The following is a 17,629-nucleotide window of genomic DNA, read 5'->3' as shown; positions in this document are numbered from 1 at the left end:
TTTACTTTATTCAGCGTGCCGCTGCCGGCACTGCTTTGCGTTTCATCAAAAAGAATTCCAAAATCCGTTCCCGGTTCCCGCTTTGCGTTTTTAATTGCAGATCGATTTCCGCCAAATCGTGCAGCACTTCCAGTAAACGCTGTTCGGAAAGCTGCTGGCGCTTTTCAACAAGCAATTTGACGCGGTACGGATGCGCTTTTAACTGCTTTGAAATGGCTTGGGCATGGTAGCCTTTTTTCTGCAGATAAAACACATGCACCATGAAGCGAATTTGTGAAGCAAGCAGAGCCGTAAGTGCTACAGGCTCTTCTTTTTGCCGGATCAAATCGTAATAGACGCTGAGCGCTCCACTGACATCTCCATCCAAATAGGACTGAAGCATCTTAAAAGCATCCTGTTCCAAGGTCCGTGCCGTCATCTGCTCAATCAGGCCGCCCGTAATCTCTTCTTCATCTGCCCCCAAATAAAGCGACATTTTCTCCAGTTCAGAAGATAGCAGTGTTAAATTGGTCCCTGCCATTTCGACAAGCTTCTGAGCCGATTGCTTCTCCAAGATCTTGCCGTATGTTTTCGCTTCATGCGTCAGCCATGTCTCCAAATCATTCGCTTGCAGCGATTTCGCTTCCACCATGATCGCCCGCTGTTTCATCAGCTTCGTGATTTTCTTGCGCTCATCCAATTTCTCATATGGCGCCACAAATACAGTCACGGAACTGGAAGGCGGATTTTCAAGCCATGCTTCCAAGGCTTTTAGATTGTGGTCGATTTTTTCTTTGCCGCGTTCTGCCGCTTTAAGGAAAGAAGCATTTTTCGCGATGATCAATTTTCGGTCACTGAAAAAAGGAATCGTATCCGCTTCTTCTATTACATAATCGACAGGCACTTCGTCCAGATCAAAAAAGATGAACTCCGGCTCCCCGTCCGTCAATTTCGTTTTCAATAAATCCAGCGTTTTTTCGATGAAATAACTTTCCGTCCCTGTAACGATGTATACAGGATCGATTTGTCCACTGCGTATCGCTTTCCATACTGAAGTGATCATAAACTGCACCTCCTCTTTCTACTATATCGGATTTTCAGCCATTTTGGTATTTTGACATTTTTGTGTCTGCCGCTAAATTCCTTTAGATTAATCCTCTTCAATCTAGATTTTTCCACACCCATCGCTTATAATAAGAGGGAATTAGGAGGGATAGCAATGAATGAATTTGAACAGAACGTACAGTCGAAGCGCAATGACGCGATCGACGCAGGAATGGGATTTGTTGTATCATTCGTATTTTTTGCAGCTATCTTCATTATTGCGGCAGTAGTGCAATTTGTAGCTCGCTAAATAGAAAAAAGGTTCCGCCGTCACTGGCTGGAACCTTTTTTTATTGGGCGCATCGCATCCAATCTCATTTCGCCGCCGCTGAATGTGAATTCAAGCGTTCCACGCTCAGCTGTATTGAGAGTCTCCAATTCCAGATCTTCAAAACGGTTCACCACTTCTGCCGCGGGATGCCCGTAGCGATTGTCCTTGCCTGTCGAAAAAATGGAGAGGGCCGGATTCGCCGTTTCCAGAAAGGCTTCGCTGCTTGAAGACTTGCTGCCATGATGGCCGACTTTCAACAAAGACAGATTGGCAATCAAACTCCCGTATTTCTCTACGATTTCCCGCTCACCTTCCGCCTCCAAATCACCGGTAAACAAAATCCGCGCCCCGGCCGCTTCAAGCAAAAGCACAAGCGAGTCGTTATTCCCTTCATACACATTGTCTGCAGGCGACAAGTATGAAAAGTTTATCTCTCCAGAACGCCAAGAAGAGCCGGCATAAGGGAAAGCAGCAGCCGCTTCTTTTGCATAAGGCGCAAGTGCCTGCATCAAATCCGTTTCAGCGGAGCCTGGCGATAAATGGAGAGCCTCGATTGACAAGAGCTCGAACAGTTCTTCCGCCCCTTCGGCATGATCGGCATCGGCATGCGAAAGGACGAGAATATCGACTGCTGAAATACCCTTGCCTTTCAAATAAGGCACAACCACTTGGCGTCCAATTTCATAAGGCTTTTCGCGCTCCTGGAAAGCTTCCTGCTCAAAGCGCAGCAAGCCCCCTGTATCAATGACGTAAACTGCTTTCCGGTGCGGCAGTTCAATGACTGCACTGTCTCCTTGCCCCACATCCAAAAAGGTGACTTTCAAGCTGCTGTCTGTATACGGCAACAGCGTAAAAAGAATGGCTGGAACCAGCAAGACAAACAATTGCCGATACCGGAATTGTCTTTCAGCCAGCAAGTAAAAGACGAAGACACTAGCGAGAAGCAAAACCAGGATGAGCGGCTCAGGCTTTCCAGGATTCCACATTTGATGCGGTACCGCTGCGAGCGATTCCATAAACCCAGCGACTAAGCCTCTAGCCGGTTCGTAGATGCGAAAGAGGATTTCTGCACCGGGCGGCCAAATAAAAGTCAGCACCAGAAGAATTAAATTAACCGGCAAGATAATCAAGGTATACAGCGGCACAAACAAGCTATTCACCAAAAAAGACGATAATGAAATTTCATAAAAATGGTATAGCAGCAAAGGATACAAACTTAATTGGGAAACACAAGTGATAATCAAGCCGTTTTTGAACGCTGAAGAAGTCTGTGATAAAAACCGGCTGGAATAGATGATTGCAAACGTTGCGCCGTAAGAAAGCTGGAATCCGATATTGTATAGCAGTGTCGGATTCCATAAAACAAAGAAAATCAAACTTACGGCTAAAACATGTGCAATCGGCCATTTTAGTTTCAACAAACTCCCCGCTAAGACGAGGCACACCATACTGACAGAACGCCAGATGGAAGGTGCTCCTCCGGCAAGCAAAGCATACAGCGGCAATATAGCTAGCATCAGCAAAATCACGGTTTCTTTGCGGAAATGCAGGCGAATCAGCAGGAAATAGATGATGCCGGCAATGATCGCAACATGAAGCCCGGAAATCGCAAACAAATGGGTGATGCCGAGCGTCTGGAACAATTGCCGATCTTCAAGGCTCATACGGTCCTGTTCGCCGATCAAGAGCGCTTCTGCCTCCGTCGACAAACTGTCCGGGAAACTTCCGCGAATATGTTTTTTCAACGATTCGCGCCGGCTTGCCATCCAGCTCTTAAATGTCCGATTTTCAGAAAGCGCTTGAATGGTTTCAATTTTAAATAAGCCGCTGGCGCCGTTATGCTCCAAATAATTTTTCATATTGAATGAAAAACGGTGCGACGGTTCACTGGCTTCTTCAAAAGCCCCGGTTACACGGAGCGTCGATTTATAGAGCCTGTTTTCATAAAGCGCTTTTTCTTCAGCCGATTCAAACCGGTATTCGGCATAGACCAGCCTATCTCCGCCGAGCCGGGCAAATCCGCGCAATCCGTCTCCATCGATTGTATAATTTGGCAGAAATAACAGCTCTCCAGCAAAATTCGGAGCTAAGGTTTCGCTATCCTGTTCCCTGATTTCCTGCACCATATAAATTGCACAGGCAGAAAAAGCGATAAAGCCGATCAATAAGAGGGTTTCCCGTTTCCAAGCCATCCAGAAAAAAAGCAGCGCCATGAAACCAAGCATCCTCGGTGATTCATGCGCTGCAAAGCTCGCGAGCATTGTCGCCGCCGCTAAATAAATGAAGAAATTTGAACTTACACTTCGGCTCCCTCTACTTCTTCCACGTCTCCGAATAATTGTTTCACCCGTTCGTTGTAATGGGCCAATTCTTCTTCGCTGCCGCCTTTTTCCCGCAATTTTTCAAGCAATTCCATGTACAAAGCGGTTTTCTCCACACTTAAGAAATCGATTTTGCGTTCATCAAATGGCACTTGCACCACTTCGACACCCGCTTGTTCAAGCAGTTCAATCGCATATTCATGGTTTCTGTAATCCGCTGCATAATACAGCCTCGAAATGCCGGCTTGAATGATCGATTTTGTGCATTGAAGACACGGAAAATGGCTAACATACATATCCGCACCGCCGACATTGATGCCGTATTTTGCGCATTGCAACAATGCATTCATTTCGGCATGGATGGTCCGGACGCAATGCCCATCCACGACGTAGCAGCCTTTGTCGATGCAATGGTCGCCGCCTGAAATTGAACCGTTGTAGCCGCCCGCCATAATACGGCGGTCCCGGACAATTGTCGCTCCGACAGATAGCCTTGTACATGTGCTTCTAAGTGCTAGTAAATGGCTTTGCGCCATAAAGAATTGATCCCAAGTTATTCGCTTCATCTGATTGCCTCCTGCTGGTTTAGTTAAAATAAGTGTAGCAGAGGCGAAATTTTCGTCAACCGTTCTTTTGGCTCACACCTGGTTAATTGACCGTAATGGCCTCTTTCAGTTTATCAAAAGTTTTGTCGCCGATGCCGGTAACTTTCGTCAAGTCTTCGATGCTTTGAAAATTTCCGTTCTCTGTCCTGTAGGAAAGGATCGCTTCAGCTTTCGATGGTCCAATGCCTGTCAATGTCATCAGTTCTTCTGCCGTAGCCGTATTTAAATTTACGAGGCTGCCGGCTTCTGCAGCTGCAGGCTGCTGCGCCTGAATTGCCGGAACGGCCGCTTCTTCTCCGATTTCCGGAACGTAAAGAACCATTTCATCTTGAATGACCATCGCTAAATTGATGGATAAAGTTTCAGCCGTTTCTAAAAATCCGCCAGCGGCCTGGATCGCATCTTTTGCACGCGCTCCTGTCTGCAGTTCATAAACGCCTGGATTGGCAACTTGGCCTTTAATGTCGACCATGATCACTTCAGGTATGGGATTGCTTTCGATGGGGGTTTCTATTTGCGGTGGGGGCTCAGTTTGGATCAGTTCGAGCGTTGCTTCCGGGTCATCTTGAGGAGCAAAAAAATAGATGGCTGCGGCTGCGAAGGCGATTGCCGGGATCAACACCCAGCCAAATTTGTCTTTCAACTGTGAAAAGTTCAGCGGGTTCCCCTCTTTTCCACAATCAGCAATCAGATAGAAGCTGTCTGAATTATATATTAACTTTTATCGGATGTCGAATTTATTTTTAGCAGGTCTGCTCGCACAACAAAAAAACCATCCGCTTGTTTGCGGATGGCGTATTTTACTTTTTGGATGCATGGAAAAAAATGCGTTCGCTGTCATCAACAGGTTTTTCATCTGTAAAATCAGCTGTGACTTCCATTACTTCAAAGCCTGCATCACTTAGCCAAGCACTGTATTGCGCAATTGGAAACGTCCGTTGTTCATGCGTTTCTTCAAATCGCTCGAAAAATTCCCCGTTGCGGATGAAGAAAGTCAAATCATGGATCACGCTATGTTCAGAGTCGCCTTCAGCTGTATGCCAAATATACGAAATATCTTCTCCATCATAAACAAACGGGCTGTCCATATAAATATGATCCACTTTATGGAGGGAATGGACATCAAAGAAAAAATGTCCGCCTTCATTCAGTGCAGCATGCACTTCTTTGAACGTTTCCTGAATTTGCTGTTCGGTTTCCAAGTAATTCAATGAATCGATGGCAATCGTAATGGCATCGAAGCCAGCTAGCCCTTCCAGATTATCCATCGATAATTGGAGGAGCGGCACTTGCAGCTGTGCATCTTGGAAACGCTGGCTAGCGATAGCCAACATTTCTTCCGACAGGTCGCTTGAAGTGACCTGATAGCCCATTTCAGCAAAAAGCTGCGAAAGGGTTCCTGTCCCGCACGCCAAATCCAGCAAAGCGCCGGATTTCACATGGGCAGCAACCCATTCCACATATTTCTCATACGGAATATCTTCCATCAGCTCATCGTACACTGATGCAAATTTTCCATATCTCATATTTCCATTTGAGGAGCTTCTCTCCACAAGCGCTCCAAGTTATAGTATGAACGTTCATCTTTATGGAACACATGGGCAACAACGTCTCCTAGGTCGATCAAGATCCAACGCGCTGCATCAAATCCTTCAACGCTCTTCACTTCATTCCCCGCTTTGTTCGACTGCTCGATCAATTCACGTGCAATCGCTTGGACTTGGCGGTCAGAGTTCCCGCTGCAGATGACAAAATAATCTGCAAGAAGCGAAATGCCTTCCATATTTAAAACCACGATATCCTCGGCTTTTTTATCCTCCGCGGCATCATATGCCATTTGTAATAATGTGTGTTTAGTCATTCTTCACTTTCCCTTTCTGTTGCACGAAGTATTCATAACACTTCAGTGAATCCGGATAAACCGGCTGATTTTTTGATTCTAAAAAGTCGATCGTATGCTTGATGCTGGCTTCCATCATAACATCCAATCCTTGATCTTTTAATTGTCGCAATTCTTCAACTCCTGAAAATTTGCGGTTCGGTTCTACCAGATCGGCAATATAAATCACTTTTTCCAGATCCGACATTCCTGGACGGCCCGTCGTATGGTAGCGGATCGCGTTCAAGATGTCTTCATCGTTGACGCCGAATTCGTATGATGCGACGTAAGCGCCGACTGGGGCATGCCATAATTCAGAATGGTATTCGAGCAATAAAGGATCCATCTGCTGTTTTTCAATAATGGACTTCATCCAATCTCGATCGGAAAATTTAGCTACATCGTGCAGAATAGCTGCAATCTGCGCTTTTTCTTCCGATACGTTGAAAGTTTGGGCTAAAGCCATGGCCGTCTTCATGACCCCGAGTATATGATTAAACCGGTTTTCAGGAACGCGTTTCTTCACTCGCTGAAGCATTGTACTCCGATCCATATAACCGCTCCTTTCGTATATACGCTTCCACTTTTTCGGGAACCAGGAAGCGAATTGTGCCTCCAATAGAAGCCCTGCTGCGAATCATGGTTGACGAGAGATGGATTTCCGGCGTATCGATCATCTCTACCGGGTACGGGCTGGAATGTGAATAGCCTGGCCGTTTGATTCCGATAAAACGGATCATCTCTGCCAATTCATCGATTCGATGCCAACTGGCCAAACCTTCCACCATATCCCCGCCAATAATGAAATAAAATTCGCTGTCGGGTTCTTTTTCACGCAATTTCGATAAGGTGTCGAAACTATAGGAGACTCCGCCTTGCTTGATTTCAAAGTCTTCAACGCAGAAATACGGAATGTTTTCAACCGCCAGCGCCGTCATCGCCAACCGCTGCTTAGCCCCTGCCCCGCTGACTTCTTTATGAGGCGCGATGAAATTCGGCATAAAGCGCACTTCGTCCAAACCGACGGCGTGGAGCGCTTCATTGGCCATGATCAAATGGCCGAGATGAGGTGGATTGAAAGTTCCGCCTAATATCCCGACTTTTTTCATCTGCTCACCGGCAGCTCGATCCGTTTTTTATTGACCGATGGTTTGTAAAGCACGACCGTATGGCCGATTAATTGGACCAATTCCGCATAAGTGCCTTCAGCCAGCTGGTTCGCAACGTCGTGCTTGTCGTCTTCGTTGTTTTGCAGGATGCTGATTTTCACTAATTCTCTTGCTTCCAATGCTTCTTCAATCTGGCGCAGCATCGTTCCGCTGACGCCTGCTTTGCCGACTTGGAAAATCGGATCTAAATGATGAGCTTCGCTTCTCAAAAAGCGTTTTTGTTTACCTGTTAACATAATTTCCTCCTAGTTTATCTGTGATGATTTCGATCATTTTTTCTGTGTCCGGGCTAATGCCTGTCCATTTTTCAAACGCGATGGCGCCTTGATAGACAAACATGCCGACGCCATTCAAAATCACGCAGTTTTTCTCTTTTGCCGCTTTTAGAAACGGAGTTTCCAGCGGAGTATAAATAATATCCGCTACCAATGCTCCCGGTTGGATTGAGTCCAATGACAGCGGCAAGGCTTCATCTTCCGAAAGCCCGACCGAAGTCGTCTGGATGATGATGCTAAAATCCCCTAGTGATTCCTCTGCATCTTTCATCGTGATGGACGCACTTCCCGTAGCTGTGGCCAATTCTTCGGCCCGCTGAAAAGTCCGGTTAGCAATCGTGACATCCTGGAAATCAGCTCGCTTCAAAGCAAAAGCAATGCCTCGAGCCGCACCGCCTGCCCCAATAATCAACACTTTTTCATTTAACGTAATCGGCTCGGACATGAGCGAACGGACAAATCCATCCCCGTCCGTATTCCAGCCTTTATATTTTTGGCCATCGAATGTCACTGTATTGACAGCGTCCATTACAATGGCCGTTTCATCCAATTCATCCAAATAAGGAACGATTGCCTGCTTATGCGGCAAAGTGATATTGAATCCGCCCACTCCAAGCGTCTTCAAAGCATCGAATGATTCTTTTAACCGCGCTGGTTTTACATGGATCGGGATATAACTGGCATCAAGTCCGTGTTCATCCATCCACAAATCATGCATATAAGGCGATAGCGAATGACTGATCGGATCTCCTATTACGGCATACCATTTCTTCATTAGAATCCCCCTAGATCAATGATGGACGCAAAATCACTTCGACGCCTTTTGGCGCATAAGCAGCGATAACCACATTCGGATGCTGGACGGTAATCCATCCAAGACCTGAAAATACGATATCTGTTTTACTATCCTTTACCCGGAATTCGTGGCGCACTAACTCTGGGAAATCTTCCTTGTATTCAGCAGATGGCGGAGAAAGCATATCGCCCAGGTGCTGTTCATACAAAGCGTCTGCATTTTCCAGTTTTGTCCGGTGAATCCCAAGGTCATTGGCTACGTGGACAGTAAACGAAGACCGATCCCCTTTGATGAAATCAAAACGGGCAAGGCCGCCGATATAAAGCGTTTGTTCCGCATTCAATTGGAAAACGCGCGGCTTCAGCTCTTTTTTCGGCATGATCATTTTCAAATCAGCCGGATTCAAATAATGCGCAAGCTGATGGTGGTTGATGATCCCCGGTGTATCGTATAGGGAACGTTTATCATCAAGCGGAATTTCAATAATATCCAGTGTCGTTCCCGGGAAATGAGAAGTCGTGATAATATCGGACTGTCCGGTTGCCTGTTTGATGATGCGGTTGATGAATGTCGATTTCCCGACATTTGTAGAGCCGACAACGTAAACGTCTTGCCCTTTGCGGTATTTATCGATCAGCGCCATCGCTTCTTCAACACACGTGCCTTTATGGGCGCTGACCGTCAAAATGTCGACCGGCTTCAAGCCCAGTTTCTTCGCTTCTTGCTTCATCCAGTTGATGAGCTTTTGCTGTTTGACTGATTTCGGCAACAAATCCGCTTTATTGGCAATCAACAGGATGTCATTGTTGCCGACGAAACGATGAAGGCCTGGCAGCCAGCTGCCGTTAAAATCAAAGATATCGACGATTTTAACAATCAGACCTTTGCGTTCTCCAAGTCCATTAAGGATTTTCAGGAAATCGTCATCCGTCAGTGAGACCGGCTGCAGTTCGTTGTAATTTTTCAGACGAAAACAGCGTTGGCAAATAATTTCTTCTTTATCTAAAGACGACACAGGAGCATATCCAAGTTCGCCAGGGCGATCTGTCTGGATTTGTGCTCCGCATCCGATGCATGTTGGCATTTCGTTCAATTTTCTTCCTCCCAAGTAAGTTGACCTTTTTGTTTTAATTTTTTCATGATGCGGCGTTCGACCATACGGTTGAAGCGCGTAAAAAAACCATCCGATTGTGCAACCGGCAGTACAAGAATGGTATGCAGTTTATTCAGGTTGCCTCCGAAAATATCGGTCAGCATTTGGTCGCCGATCACCACGACATTCTCACGTTTTACATTCATGATCGCCAATGCTTTCCGGAAAGCCCGCCCCATCGGCTTTCGTGCCTGGAAAATAAACGGAATCCCGAGCGGATCTGCAAAAGACTTAACGCGAAGTTCATTATTATTGGAAACAATCACTACTTGGATGCCAGCATCCTTCATGCCCTTCAGCCATTCGATCAGCATCGGCGTAGCATCAGCCCGGTCCCATTCCACTAAAGTATTGTCCAAATCGGTAATGATTCCCGTTACGTTCTGTTCCAATAGCATCTCAGGCGAAATGTCATAGACTTTTTTTACGTATTGGCTTGGTATAAAATATTGATACACTGCAAACAACTCCTGTTTCTCCGAACTTAATGCTATTGATTATACCATATATGCGAGTGCTTCTCCCATATAGATACGTTTTCCAGCTCTCACATTTTCGCTAAATTCAATCTTGTCTTTTTCAAAGAAAAGCACCACGGTAGAACCAAAGCTGAAATAAGCGACTTCTTCCCCTTTTGACCAATTATCCGTAAGATTCGTCAGTTGAATGGAATTTACGAACATGGCGCCGACTTTTACTGACAGCATGCGTCCAAATGCCGTTTCCAGTTCAGAAATCAATCGATAATTTCCACTTAGAGGCGATTTGCCGAAGCTTAGCCCCCAATTATTTACTGGATACGATTTTTTGCCAAGCACGTATTGTTTCATAACCTTCCCGGTCGCGGGGCTGTGTATTCGGTGGTAATCTGCCGGGGAAAGGTAAAGAACGATATATTTTCCGTCTTGATACAAGTCCGCCAGTTCTTTGTTTCCGAGCAGATCCGTAAGAGAATAATGTTGGTCTTTTACTAGAAACTGAATGCCTTCATGCAAATCTCCCGCAATTTCAATTTTAGCATCGACAGGTGAAACGACTTCTGTGGAAGCAATTGGCCGGCTTTCCGGTTTCAGCGTGCGAATGAAAAAATTATGCAAAGAGTGGAAAGATTCGAGCGGTTTTTCAATATCATTTGTCTCAATTTTATAAGTTTTAATATAGCCGGGAATGAACTTCCGACTTATCGGTGATTCAGCAAATTTCCTGACTAGGCCCGAGGTGAGAGGGCCATTCGTCAATTCAATTGATTGCTGATAAAGTTTTTTCTTCACAGGTACACCTCCATCGCTTAAAATAGTCTACCATTTTTTGGCCTTTCACAGTATAATGAAATGAATAAGTATACTATAAATATACAATCCTCATTAAAATTTTTTAGATTCAGTTGGTTTGCAGGCTCGAATATGCCATACTGAATGATCCATCATCTCTTCAATCCTAGAGAATGTACGTTGATAAAAGCGCAAGCATTTGTATTTCACATGTGCTGTAGACTAGACAAAAAAGGAGTGTTTTCCATTGCTGATAATCGAACGAATGGATAGCACAATCAAAAAGTTAAGATCTCAAACTGCAAATATGATCACCATCGGCAATATGGCATTTGGCGGCGCCTCTTTAATGGCTTCACTGAATGGCTTTTATAGCTATAGTGTACTTTTTATTTTCATCGCTGCATTTTTGGACCGTTTTGATGGGATGGTTGCAAGAAAGTTCAACCAGGAATCGGAACTTGGCAAACAGCTCGATTCGATGAGCGATATCATATCATTCGGTGTAGCGCCCGCAATTCTAATTTATGAATTAGTGCTAACGGATTTCGGCATCACCGGAATGGTCTTCACCGTGATTTATATTGCCAGCGGCGCGTTCAGGCTCGCCCGCTTCAATATCTCTGAATCGAACGGCTATTTTGTCGGTTTGCCGATTACAGCAGCCGGAACAGTTGTCACCTTATCCTTTTTCGGAATATCCGTATTCCCGCCTGTTGCATTCATGTTTCTTTTCATTATCTGCGCCATCTTGATGATCAGCACATTTACCTTAAGAAAAGTTTAAAAGCTGGAAGCGTTGTGAAAAACGCCTCCAGCTTTTTCTTTTTGCCCATCTATTCAAATTAAATTCGGTCTGCAAGACGCTCGATTACATGGAGGACGATTTGCGTTGAATGTTTTGCCGCTACCGGAAGGAATTCGTCAAAAGAAATATTCGATTCTTTGCCGGCAATATCGGATAAGGCACGGATGACGACAAAAGCAACGTTAAATTGATAGCAAACTTGTGCAACGGCTGCCGCTTCCATTTCAGAAGCTTTCATTGTCGGGAAAAATTCCCGTACTTTCGCTACGCGTTCTGGATCGTTCATGAATGAATCGCCTGTGGCAATCAAGCCAACAGCGTGAGAGTGCTCTCCGATCTCCTCTACCGCTTTTACCGCTAATTCGATCAATTCCTCATTGGATGTAAAAGCAGCCGGCATTTGAGGCACCTGGCCCATTTCATAGCCGAAAATTGTAACATCTACATCGTGGTGGCGGACTTCATCCGAAATGACAATCGCACCAACTTCCAATTCTTCATCAAATCCGCCAGCTGATCCCGTATTGATCACGATATCCGGTTTAAAATGATGCAGCAAAAGGGTTGTCGACATGGCAGCATTCACTTTGCCGATGCCGCTTTTAAGCAAGACCACTTCCTGTCCTTTATAAGTACCGGAAGTGAATTCACAATTTGCAATCGTTTCTGTCTCCGCATTTTCCAAACTGCTCCGCAGCAGCTCCACTTCTTCTTCCATTGCTCCGATTACGCCAATTTTCATTTTATTATCATCCTTTCATCCACAAATCATTTCGTAAAAAAAGACGCCTTATTAATAGGCGCCATCAAGCGTTTTTAATACATCCATTTTAACAGGTTTCCAGCCTTCGCTGTCAACCCATTCCAGATGGACGCGGTATTTCTGGGATTGGTCTTTCGACTGTACGACGCCGATGGATTTCTGTGGCCCACCGCCGTTTTTGATCATCATGATATACATATTGTCTTCGCCTAAACCCGTTGCATATGAGATTGCTTTGATTTTTTCATTCCAGTCCACTGAACCTTTGTCATAGACCGAAACGTGATTTCCAGATTGAGATGTGCCGACCGGCTCCCAGCTTGTGTTGATGACAGTTTCTTCAACGATCGGATCATTTGACTCCTCACGCGTGATTTTCCCGCCAACCGTCACAGTGCCTTCTTCCGTTTCTTCTGCTTCACTGTCTTCTTCAGTTGCTTCCGCTTCTGTGTCTTCAGTTGCTGCATCAGTTTCTGAGTCTGCTTCTGTATCCGTGTCAGTAGGTTCTTCTGTTGCTGTTTCGTCTTCTGTTGTGTTTGTATCTTCTTCACTCGTTTGCTGTTCAGTATCTGATGCGATTTCCACCTTTTCAGGTTCCGCCGCATTTTCTTCTCCATTATCCAGGAAGATAAAAGCTCCAGTAATCAGGATTAATGTAAATACCAAACCGATCATCATATTTAAAATAGAGTTCGATCGGTTTTTCTTTTTCAAACGAGAAGGATACGGTTTTTCTTCATTCGACATTCATTTGCCTCCTCTTCACATTATTTTAGCATAATGCGCTGTAACAAATTTGACGATTTGACGAAAAGAATGTTTCATTTTCGATTAAATTTTAATAAAAACAGCCATTCTTACTAAGAATGGCCCCAAGCATTAGGTAATTGAAACGATTTTAATTTCCATTTCGCCGCCTGGTGTCAATACTTTCACATTCTCACCGATTGTCCGGCCGATCATACTTTTTGCGATAGGCGAGTCATTTGAAATTCGCCCTTCCAACGGATCTGCTTCCGCTGATCCGACGATTGTGTACGATTCTTCATCGCCATCCGGAACTTCTACGAAAGTAACCGTTGTCCCTAAACGGACAATATCCTTGTTCAGTTCGTTTTCATTGATGATTACCGCGTTGCGGATCATCGATTCTAATGTTGAAATTCGACCTTCTACAAATGCCTGGTCTTCTTTAGCCGAATCGTACTCAGAGTTCTCGGAAAGATCTCCGAAACTGCGTGCTATTTTAATCCGTTCAACGACTTCTTTACGTTTTACGGTTTTTAAGAAATCCAGTTCTTCTTCCAACTTCTGCTTTCCTGCAGCTGTCATCGGAAATTGTTTTTCGTTCGCCATTGTTCCCACTCCTTCAACTGCTGACTTTGGATATTTCCTATCCGTCAGTCTCGTATCATCATATTATAAACTGTCAATCTATTCAAGAATTGTTTTAATTTTTGTAACCATCAAGTCAATTGCGACTTCGTTCTGCCCGCCTTCAGGGATAATCACATCTGCATAGCGCTTTGTCGGCTCGATAAATTGATTGTGCATCGGACGCACAACGGTCAAATACTGCTCGATGACAGAATCGATTGTCCGTCCCCGTTCGTTGATATCACGCAGCAGGCGGCGGATAATTCTTAAGTCGGCATCGGTATCAACAAATAGCTTAATATCCATCAAATCACGGAGGCGTTGGTCTTCAAGCACGAGAATGCCTTCTAAAATGATGACATCTTTCGGTTCAATCACGACCGTCTCTTCAGCACGGGTATGTAAGGCATAGTTATAGACAGGTTTTTCTATCGGTTTTCTGGCTAATAATTCATTGATATGGTCAATCAGCAAATCTGTATCGAATGCCAATGGATGATCATAGTTCGTTTCCAGCCGTTCCTCAAATGCCAAATGGCTTTGGTCTTTGTAATAATAATCTTGTTCGATCACTACTACTGAATTTTCTTTGAATACTTCATAAATGGAATTTGTCACGCTCGTTTTGCCTGAGCCTGATCCTCCTGCAATTCCAATTACGACTGGACGGTTTTTAGACATACTTCCAAGCTCCTTGCAAACTATATTATTTTTTTAATGATTTTTTACGGCAAATCATGATGCCGTCTCCTACCGGCAGCAATTCCGCTTCGTAAGAGGGGTGATTCATCATATGTTCTTTGAAGGCTTTCAGATTTCGGATCATCGTCCGTTTTCTTCTCGGAATTTCCGAGATATCCATTTCAGCCATGCCGTGCATATGCATATTATCACAATAAATCAAGCCATTGTCTGCCAACAGGCTTTCGTATTTATTAAAAAACTTCTCATATTGCCCTTTGGCTGCATCGATAAAAATTGCGTCATAAGAGGTTTTTAGCTCCGCTAAATCCATTTCCAATGCGTCTGCATGGAAAATGCGGATGGCCTCACTTAAGCCAGCAAGTGAAATAAATTCAACCGCTTTTTCGTAGCGCGTATCATCCCGCTCAATCGTATCGACATGGCATCCTGGCATTCCAGCAGCCATTTTAATGGCTGAAAACCCGATTGCCGAACCGATCTCCAGGATATGGTGAGGCTGCTGCTTTTTTAACAAAGCGAGCAGTTCATCGATTCCGGTTTCTTCCATGATCGGCACATGATGCTCTTCTGCGTAACTTCTGACCAATGCCAAAGCAGCGGATAATTTCTGTTGTTCCATCATTAATAGCTCCTTTTTACCGCAGCAAAAATTACTACCTATAATAACATAAAACAAGAAGGAATGCGAGGTCGCTTCCTTCTTGCGCATCATCAGTTGCCGATGTATTCGGCCTGATTCTTCAAATGTTCGTCATATGTCTTAGCAAAATGGTTGACTCCATCGGAATCGGCTAAGAAATAATAGTATTCCGTCGTTGCAGGATCTAATACAGCCTCGATCGATGAAGCTCCTGCTCCAGCAATCGGCCCCGGCGGCAAGCCTTTGTTCTGATAGGTGCTGTAAGGATCTTCGAATTCATAATCCTTATTGAACAGACGTTCTTTGTGTTCACCCATCGCGTAAATGACGGTCGGATCTGTCTGCAGCGGCATATCATCGTTCAAGCGGTTGTAGAAGACACTTGCAATCGTCTCGCGATCTGCCTGGGCTGTCGCTTCTTCCTCAAGAAGGGAAGCGAAAGTCAAAAGCCAGTGCGGCGTCTTTTCCATTTCTTCCAGTACCGTCTGATATTGGGAGACAACTGAGTTTGTGGCATCCAACATTTGTTTAATGATCAGCTCCAAGGATGGATCTTCTTCATAAAACGGATAGGTCGCAGGGAATAAATAGCCTTCCAGTGCAAACTTGATATTTTCGCCTTTGATTTCTTCTGTCAACAGCGTAGGATACTCATTCATCAATTGGTCGATATAAGCTTCATCCGTTACACGCGCCATAAATTCCTCAGCTGTATAATCGGTTTTTTCTTCAATGACCCGCGTTGCAATTTCTTCGAGCGTGAGCCCTTCTGGGACAGTGATTGAAAACAACGGTTCGCGGTAGACTTTACCCGTTTTTAAGCTTTCGGTGATTTCATCCAACGTCATCGACGGCAGCAACCCGTAGGTTCCCGCTTGGAAATCAGAATGATTATTGAATTTCACGTAATATTTATAAACCCGTGCATCTTCAATCAACCCTTTTTCTTCAAGCAATTCCGCAATGCTGTCTAGATTCGAACCGATCGGCACTTCAACTTCGATCACTTTTTCAGAATCCGGATCGACCGGTGCTAATGCACCTGTCACGTAATTATACGTCAGGAATCCAGCGACCCCGACAATAAGCAGCAATACCAGCGCAATAATCGCCACGATTCGGCGGACGACCTTCATTTCTTTTTTCTTTTCGCTCATCCGTTCGAACATGACTTGTTTCTTTGACGGCTTGTCCATGGGTCCCCCCCTTAGCTTTTTCTTCAATCCATTTTAATGGCCAGCAAGACTCTGCCCGTTCAAGCAGAAAATCACTGGCCACTATCATTAGTTCCATACTATTGAAACGCAGCAGGAATGAAGAAGTTCCATGTCTAAAAGTTTCTCTCTATCAGTATACAGAAGTCGCTGCAAAAGAAAAAGACGGAATCAGCAATCAATTCCGTCCCTTTCCAATTAGATTAAAATTCTTCGTTTTCTTCTTCTTCGTCAAGGAACGTGTTCAGCATTTCTTCGATCATGTCCCACTCTTCGTCTGTTTCAACCGGGCGAAGTTCGCCTCCAGCGATTTTTCCATCTGCATCTTCGTTTTCAGTGAATGAAGAAGCTTGGATTTCAATCTCGCCTTCGTCATCTTCCTCAGCGCCTACCGGGAAATACAATACATATGATTTTCCGAAATCCTCTGATTCAAATGTAAACAATACCTCAAATAATTGCTCGTTGCCGTTTTCGTCTACGACCGTAATATGTTCTTGTCCGTGTTCCATTTGGGTCACCTCATCATTTTTTAAAATCAAGATAGCCTTGCAAAATCATCACTGCCGCCATCTTGTCGATCACTTTCTTGCGGTTCTTTCGGCTGACATCCGCTGAAATCAGCATTTTCTCTGCGGCCATCGTCGTCAACCGTTCATCCCATAGCACAACAGGTATGGAATACGCTTCTTCAAGCATCGCTGCAAATTTCTCGGATGCTTCGGCGCGCGGACCGATTGAGTTGTTCATGTTTTTCGGATAACCGACAACAATATGGCTGACTTCATACTGTTTGATCAATTCACCTAAACGCTCCAAGCCGAATTCGCCTATCGCTTCATTGATTTTGACAGTTTCAATGCCTTGGGCTGTCCACCCAAGCGCATCGCTGATGGCAACACCAATTGTTTTCGAACCGACATCCAGTCCCATTGTTCTCATGTTATTCCTCGTTATTCTTTTTGATGTAGAATTTCACAAGCTCTTCCAGAATTTCATCCCGTTCAAGTTTGCGAATCATATTGCGTGCATCCTGGTGGCGAGGAATATAAGCCGGATCACCTGATAATAAATAGCCGACAATCTGATTGATCGGGTTATACCCTTTTTCTTCGAGTGCAGCATGGACCTGAAGCATCACATGCTTCACTTCCTGCTCCATCGATTCATCAGACGGATTGAATTTCATAGTTTGATCAAATGAACTCACGACAAGCACCTCGCTTTCGGATTTAGATAGGAGATAAACGTTCTCACTGCCTGAATCTCATTATAAACGATATCTTCCATTTATTAAAC

At 44.7% G+C, this 17,629-nt stretch carries 24 protein-coding genes; 2 read left to right on the top strand and 22 right to left on the bottom strand.

What is annotated here, in order from left to right; translation table 11 throughout:
• Positions 1–10: 10 nt before the first annotated feature.
• Positions 11–1,042, bottom strand: coding sequence for a DNA polymerase III subunit delta (gene holA / locus NFU07_RS12940; protein WP_251478761.1), 1,032 nt, complete (start codon positions 1,040–1,042; stop codon positions 11–13).
• Positions 1,043–1,198: 156 nt separating this feature from the next.
• Here holA and NFU07_RS12935 point away from each other — a divergent pair, with 156 nt between their 5' ends.
• A complete protein-coding gene (locus tag NFU07_RS12935) occupies positions 1,199–1,333 on the top strand; it encodes a YqzM family protein (protein WP_036806444.1) in 135 nt (44 codons plus the stop codon).
• A 20-nt stretch (positions 1,334–1,353) separates the two neighbouring features.
• On the opposite strand, the gene NFU07_RS12930 is transcribed toward NFU07_RS12935, so the two are convergent.
• From NFU07_RS12930 to NFU07_RS12875, 12 genes are all read right to left on the bottom strand, one after another.
• Complete coding sequence (locus NFU07_RS12930) at positions 1,354–3,567, bottom strand: DNA internalization-related competence protein ComEC/Rec2 (protein WP_251478759.1); 2,214 nt, start codon at positions 3,565–3,567, stop codon at positions 1,354–1,356.
• A gap of 83 nt (positions 3,568–3,650) precedes the next feature.
• A complete protein-coding gene (locus tag NFU07_RS12925; protein ID WP_235199034.1) occupies positions 3,651–4,241 on the bottom strand; it encodes a ComE operon protein 2 in 591 nt (196 codons plus the stop codon).
• Between the two features lie 82 nt (positions 4,242–4,323).
• A complete protein-coding gene (locus tag NFU07_RS12920; protein ID WP_251478758.1) occupies positions 4,324–4,923 on the bottom strand; it encodes a helix-hairpin-helix domain-containing protein in 600 nt (199 codons plus the stop codon).
• Positions 4,924–5,080: 157 nt separating this feature from the next.
• A complete protein-coding gene (locus NFU07_RS12915; protein ID WP_251478756.1) occupies positions 5,081–5,806 on the bottom strand; it encodes a class I SAM-dependent DNA methyltransferase in 726 nt (241 codons plus the stop codon).
• Positions 5,803–6,141, bottom strand: a complete 339-nt coding sequence (gene rsfS / locus NFU07_RS12910) for a ribosome silencing factor (protein ID WP_235199031.1) — start codon at positions 6,139–6,141, stop codon at positions 5,803–5,805. Before rsfS ends, NFU07_RS12915 begins: the two co-directional genes overlap by 4 nt.
• Positions 6,134–6,712, bottom strand: a complete 579-nt coding sequence (gene yqeK / locus NFU07_RS12905; RefSeq protein WP_251478754.1) for a bis(5'-nucleosyl)-tetraphosphatase (symmetrical) YqeK — start codon at positions 6,710–6,712, stop codon at positions 6,134–6,136. The genes rsfS and yqeK overlap by 8 nt, the downstream gene beginning before the upstream one ends.
• Positions 6,666–7,268 carry a nicotinate-nucleotide adenylyltransferase gene (locus tag NFU07_RS12900; RefSeq protein WP_251478752.1) on the bottom strand — a complete coding sequence of 201 codons (603 nt, stop codon included), beginning with the start codon at positions 7,266–7,268 and terminating at the stop codon, positions 6,666–6,668. The genes yqeK and NFU07_RS12900 overlap by 47 nt, the downstream gene beginning before the upstream one ends.
• Positions 7,265–7,564, bottom strand: a complete 300-nt coding sequence (gene yhbY, locus NFU07_RS12895) for a ribosome assembly RNA-binding protein YhbY (protein ID WP_235199028.1) — start codon at positions 7,562–7,564, stop codon at positions 7,265–7,267. The genes NFU07_RS12900 and yhbY overlap by 4 nt, the downstream gene beginning before the upstream one ends.
• Positions 7,551–8,378: a shikimate dehydrogenase gene (gene aroE / locus NFU07_RS12890; RefSeq protein WP_251478750.1), complete on the bottom strand. Its 828-nt coding sequence runs from the start codon at positions 8,376–8,378 to the stop codon at positions 7,551–7,553. Before aroE ends, yhbY begins: the two co-directional genes overlap by 14 nt.
• Positions 8,379–8,388: 10 nt before the next feature.
• Complete coding sequence (yqeH, locus tag NFU07_RS12885) at positions 8,389–9,492, bottom strand: ribosome biogenesis GTPase YqeH (RefSeq protein WP_251478749.1); 1,104 nt, start codon at positions 9,490–9,492, stop codon at positions 8,389–8,391.
• Positions 9,489–10,019: a YqeG family HAD IIIA-type phosphatase gene (locus NFU07_RS12880; protein ID WP_285835966.1), complete on the bottom strand. Its 531-nt coding sequence runs from the start codon at positions 10,017–10,019 to the stop codon at positions 9,489–9,491. Before NFU07_RS12880 ends, yqeH begins: the two co-directional genes overlap by 4 nt.
• Before the next feature lie 30 nt (positions 10,020–10,049).
• Positions 10,050–10,823, bottom strand: a complete 774-nt coding sequence (locus NFU07_RS12875) for a phosphatidylserine decarboxylase (RefSeq protein ID WP_251478745.1) — start codon at positions 10,821–10,823, stop codon at positions 10,050–10,052.
• A 247-nt stretch (positions 10,824–11,070) separates the two neighbouring features.
• Here NFU07_RS12875 and pssA point away from each other — a divergent pair, with 247 nt between their 5' ends.
• On the top strand, positions 11,071–11,610 hold the full coding sequence (gene pssA, locus NFU07_RS12870) for a CDP-diacylglycerol--serine O-phosphatidyltransferase (protein ID WP_235199023.1): 540 nt from the start codon (positions 11,071–11,073) through the stop codon (positions 11,608–11,610).
• Between the two features lie 58 nt (positions 11,611–11,668).
• On the opposite strand, the gene mtnN is transcribed toward pssA, so the two are convergent.
• The 9 genes from mtnN to NFU07_RS12825 all read right to left on the bottom strand — a co-directional run bounded on the left by mtnN (position 11,669) and on the right by NFU07_RS12825 (position 17,540).
• A complete protein-coding gene (gene mtnN, locus NFU07_RS12865; RefSeq protein WP_251478743.1) occupies positions 11,669–12,373 on the bottom strand; it encodes a 5'-methylthioadenosine/S-adenosylhomocysteine nucleosidase in 705 nt (234 codons plus the stop codon).
• A 51-nt stretch (positions 12,374–12,424) separates the two neighbouring features.
• Positions 12,425–13,141 carry a DUF1510 family protein gene (locus tag NFU07_RS12860; protein WP_251478741.1) on the bottom strand — a complete coding sequence of 239 codons (717 nt, stop codon included), beginning with the start codon at positions 13,139–13,141 and terminating at the stop codon, positions 12,425–12,427.
• Between the two features lie 132 nt (positions 13,142–13,273).
• Positions 13,274–13,750, bottom strand: coding sequence for a transcription elongation factor GreA (gene greA, locus NFU07_RS12855; RefSeq protein WP_235199022.1), 477 nt, complete (start codon positions 13,748–13,750; stop codon positions 13,274–13,276).
• Between the two features lie 78 nt (positions 13,751–13,828).
• Positions 13,829–14,452: a uridine kinase gene (gene udk, locus NFU07_RS12850; protein WP_251478739.1), complete on the bottom strand. Its 624-nt coding sequence runs from the start codon at positions 14,450–14,452 to the stop codon at positions 13,829–13,831.
• Between the two features lie 25 nt (positions 14,453–14,477).
• A complete protein-coding gene (locus NFU07_RS12845; protein WP_251478738.1) occupies positions 14,478–15,095 on the bottom strand; it encodes an O-methyltransferase in 618 nt (205 codons plus the stop codon).
• 92 nt (positions 15,096–15,187) lie between these two features.
• Complete coding sequence (gene mltG, locus NFU07_RS12840; protein WP_251478736.1) at positions 15,188–16,312, bottom strand: endolytic transglycosylase MltG; 1,125 nt, start codon at positions 16,310–16,312, stop codon at positions 15,188–15,190.
• A gap of 221 nt (positions 16,313–16,533) precedes the next feature.
• Complete coding sequence (locus tag NFU07_RS12835) at positions 16,534–16,842, bottom strand: DUF1292 domain-containing protein (RefSeq protein WP_235199019.1); 309 nt, start codon at positions 16,840–16,842, stop codon at positions 16,534–16,536.
• 13 nt (positions 16,843–16,855) lie between these two features.
• The gene (gene ruvX / locus NFU07_RS12830; protein ID WP_235199018.1) at positions 16,856–17,272 is read right to left on the bottom strand and encodes a Holliday junction resolvase RuvX; all 417 of its coding nucleotides are present in this window, start codon (positions 17,270–17,272) and stop codon (positions 16,856–16,858) included.
• 1 nt (position 17,273) lies between these two features.
• On the bottom strand, positions 17,274–17,540 hold the full coding sequence (locus NFU07_RS12825) for an IreB family regulatory phosphoprotein (RefSeq protein WP_052651832.1): 267 nt from the start codon (positions 17,538–17,540) through the stop codon (positions 17,274–17,276).
• Positions 17,541–17,629: the final 89 nt, after the last annotated feature.

The sequence above is a fragment of the Planococcus sp. NCCP-2050 genome (assembly GCF_023708025.1).
In the GTDB taxonomy this organism is placed as follows: domain Bacteria; phylum Bacillota; class Bacilli; order Bacillales_A; family Planococcaceae; genus Planococcus.
Note: the sequence above shows the minus strand (reverse complement) of the source record. Positions and strands in the feature narration are given on the sequence as shown.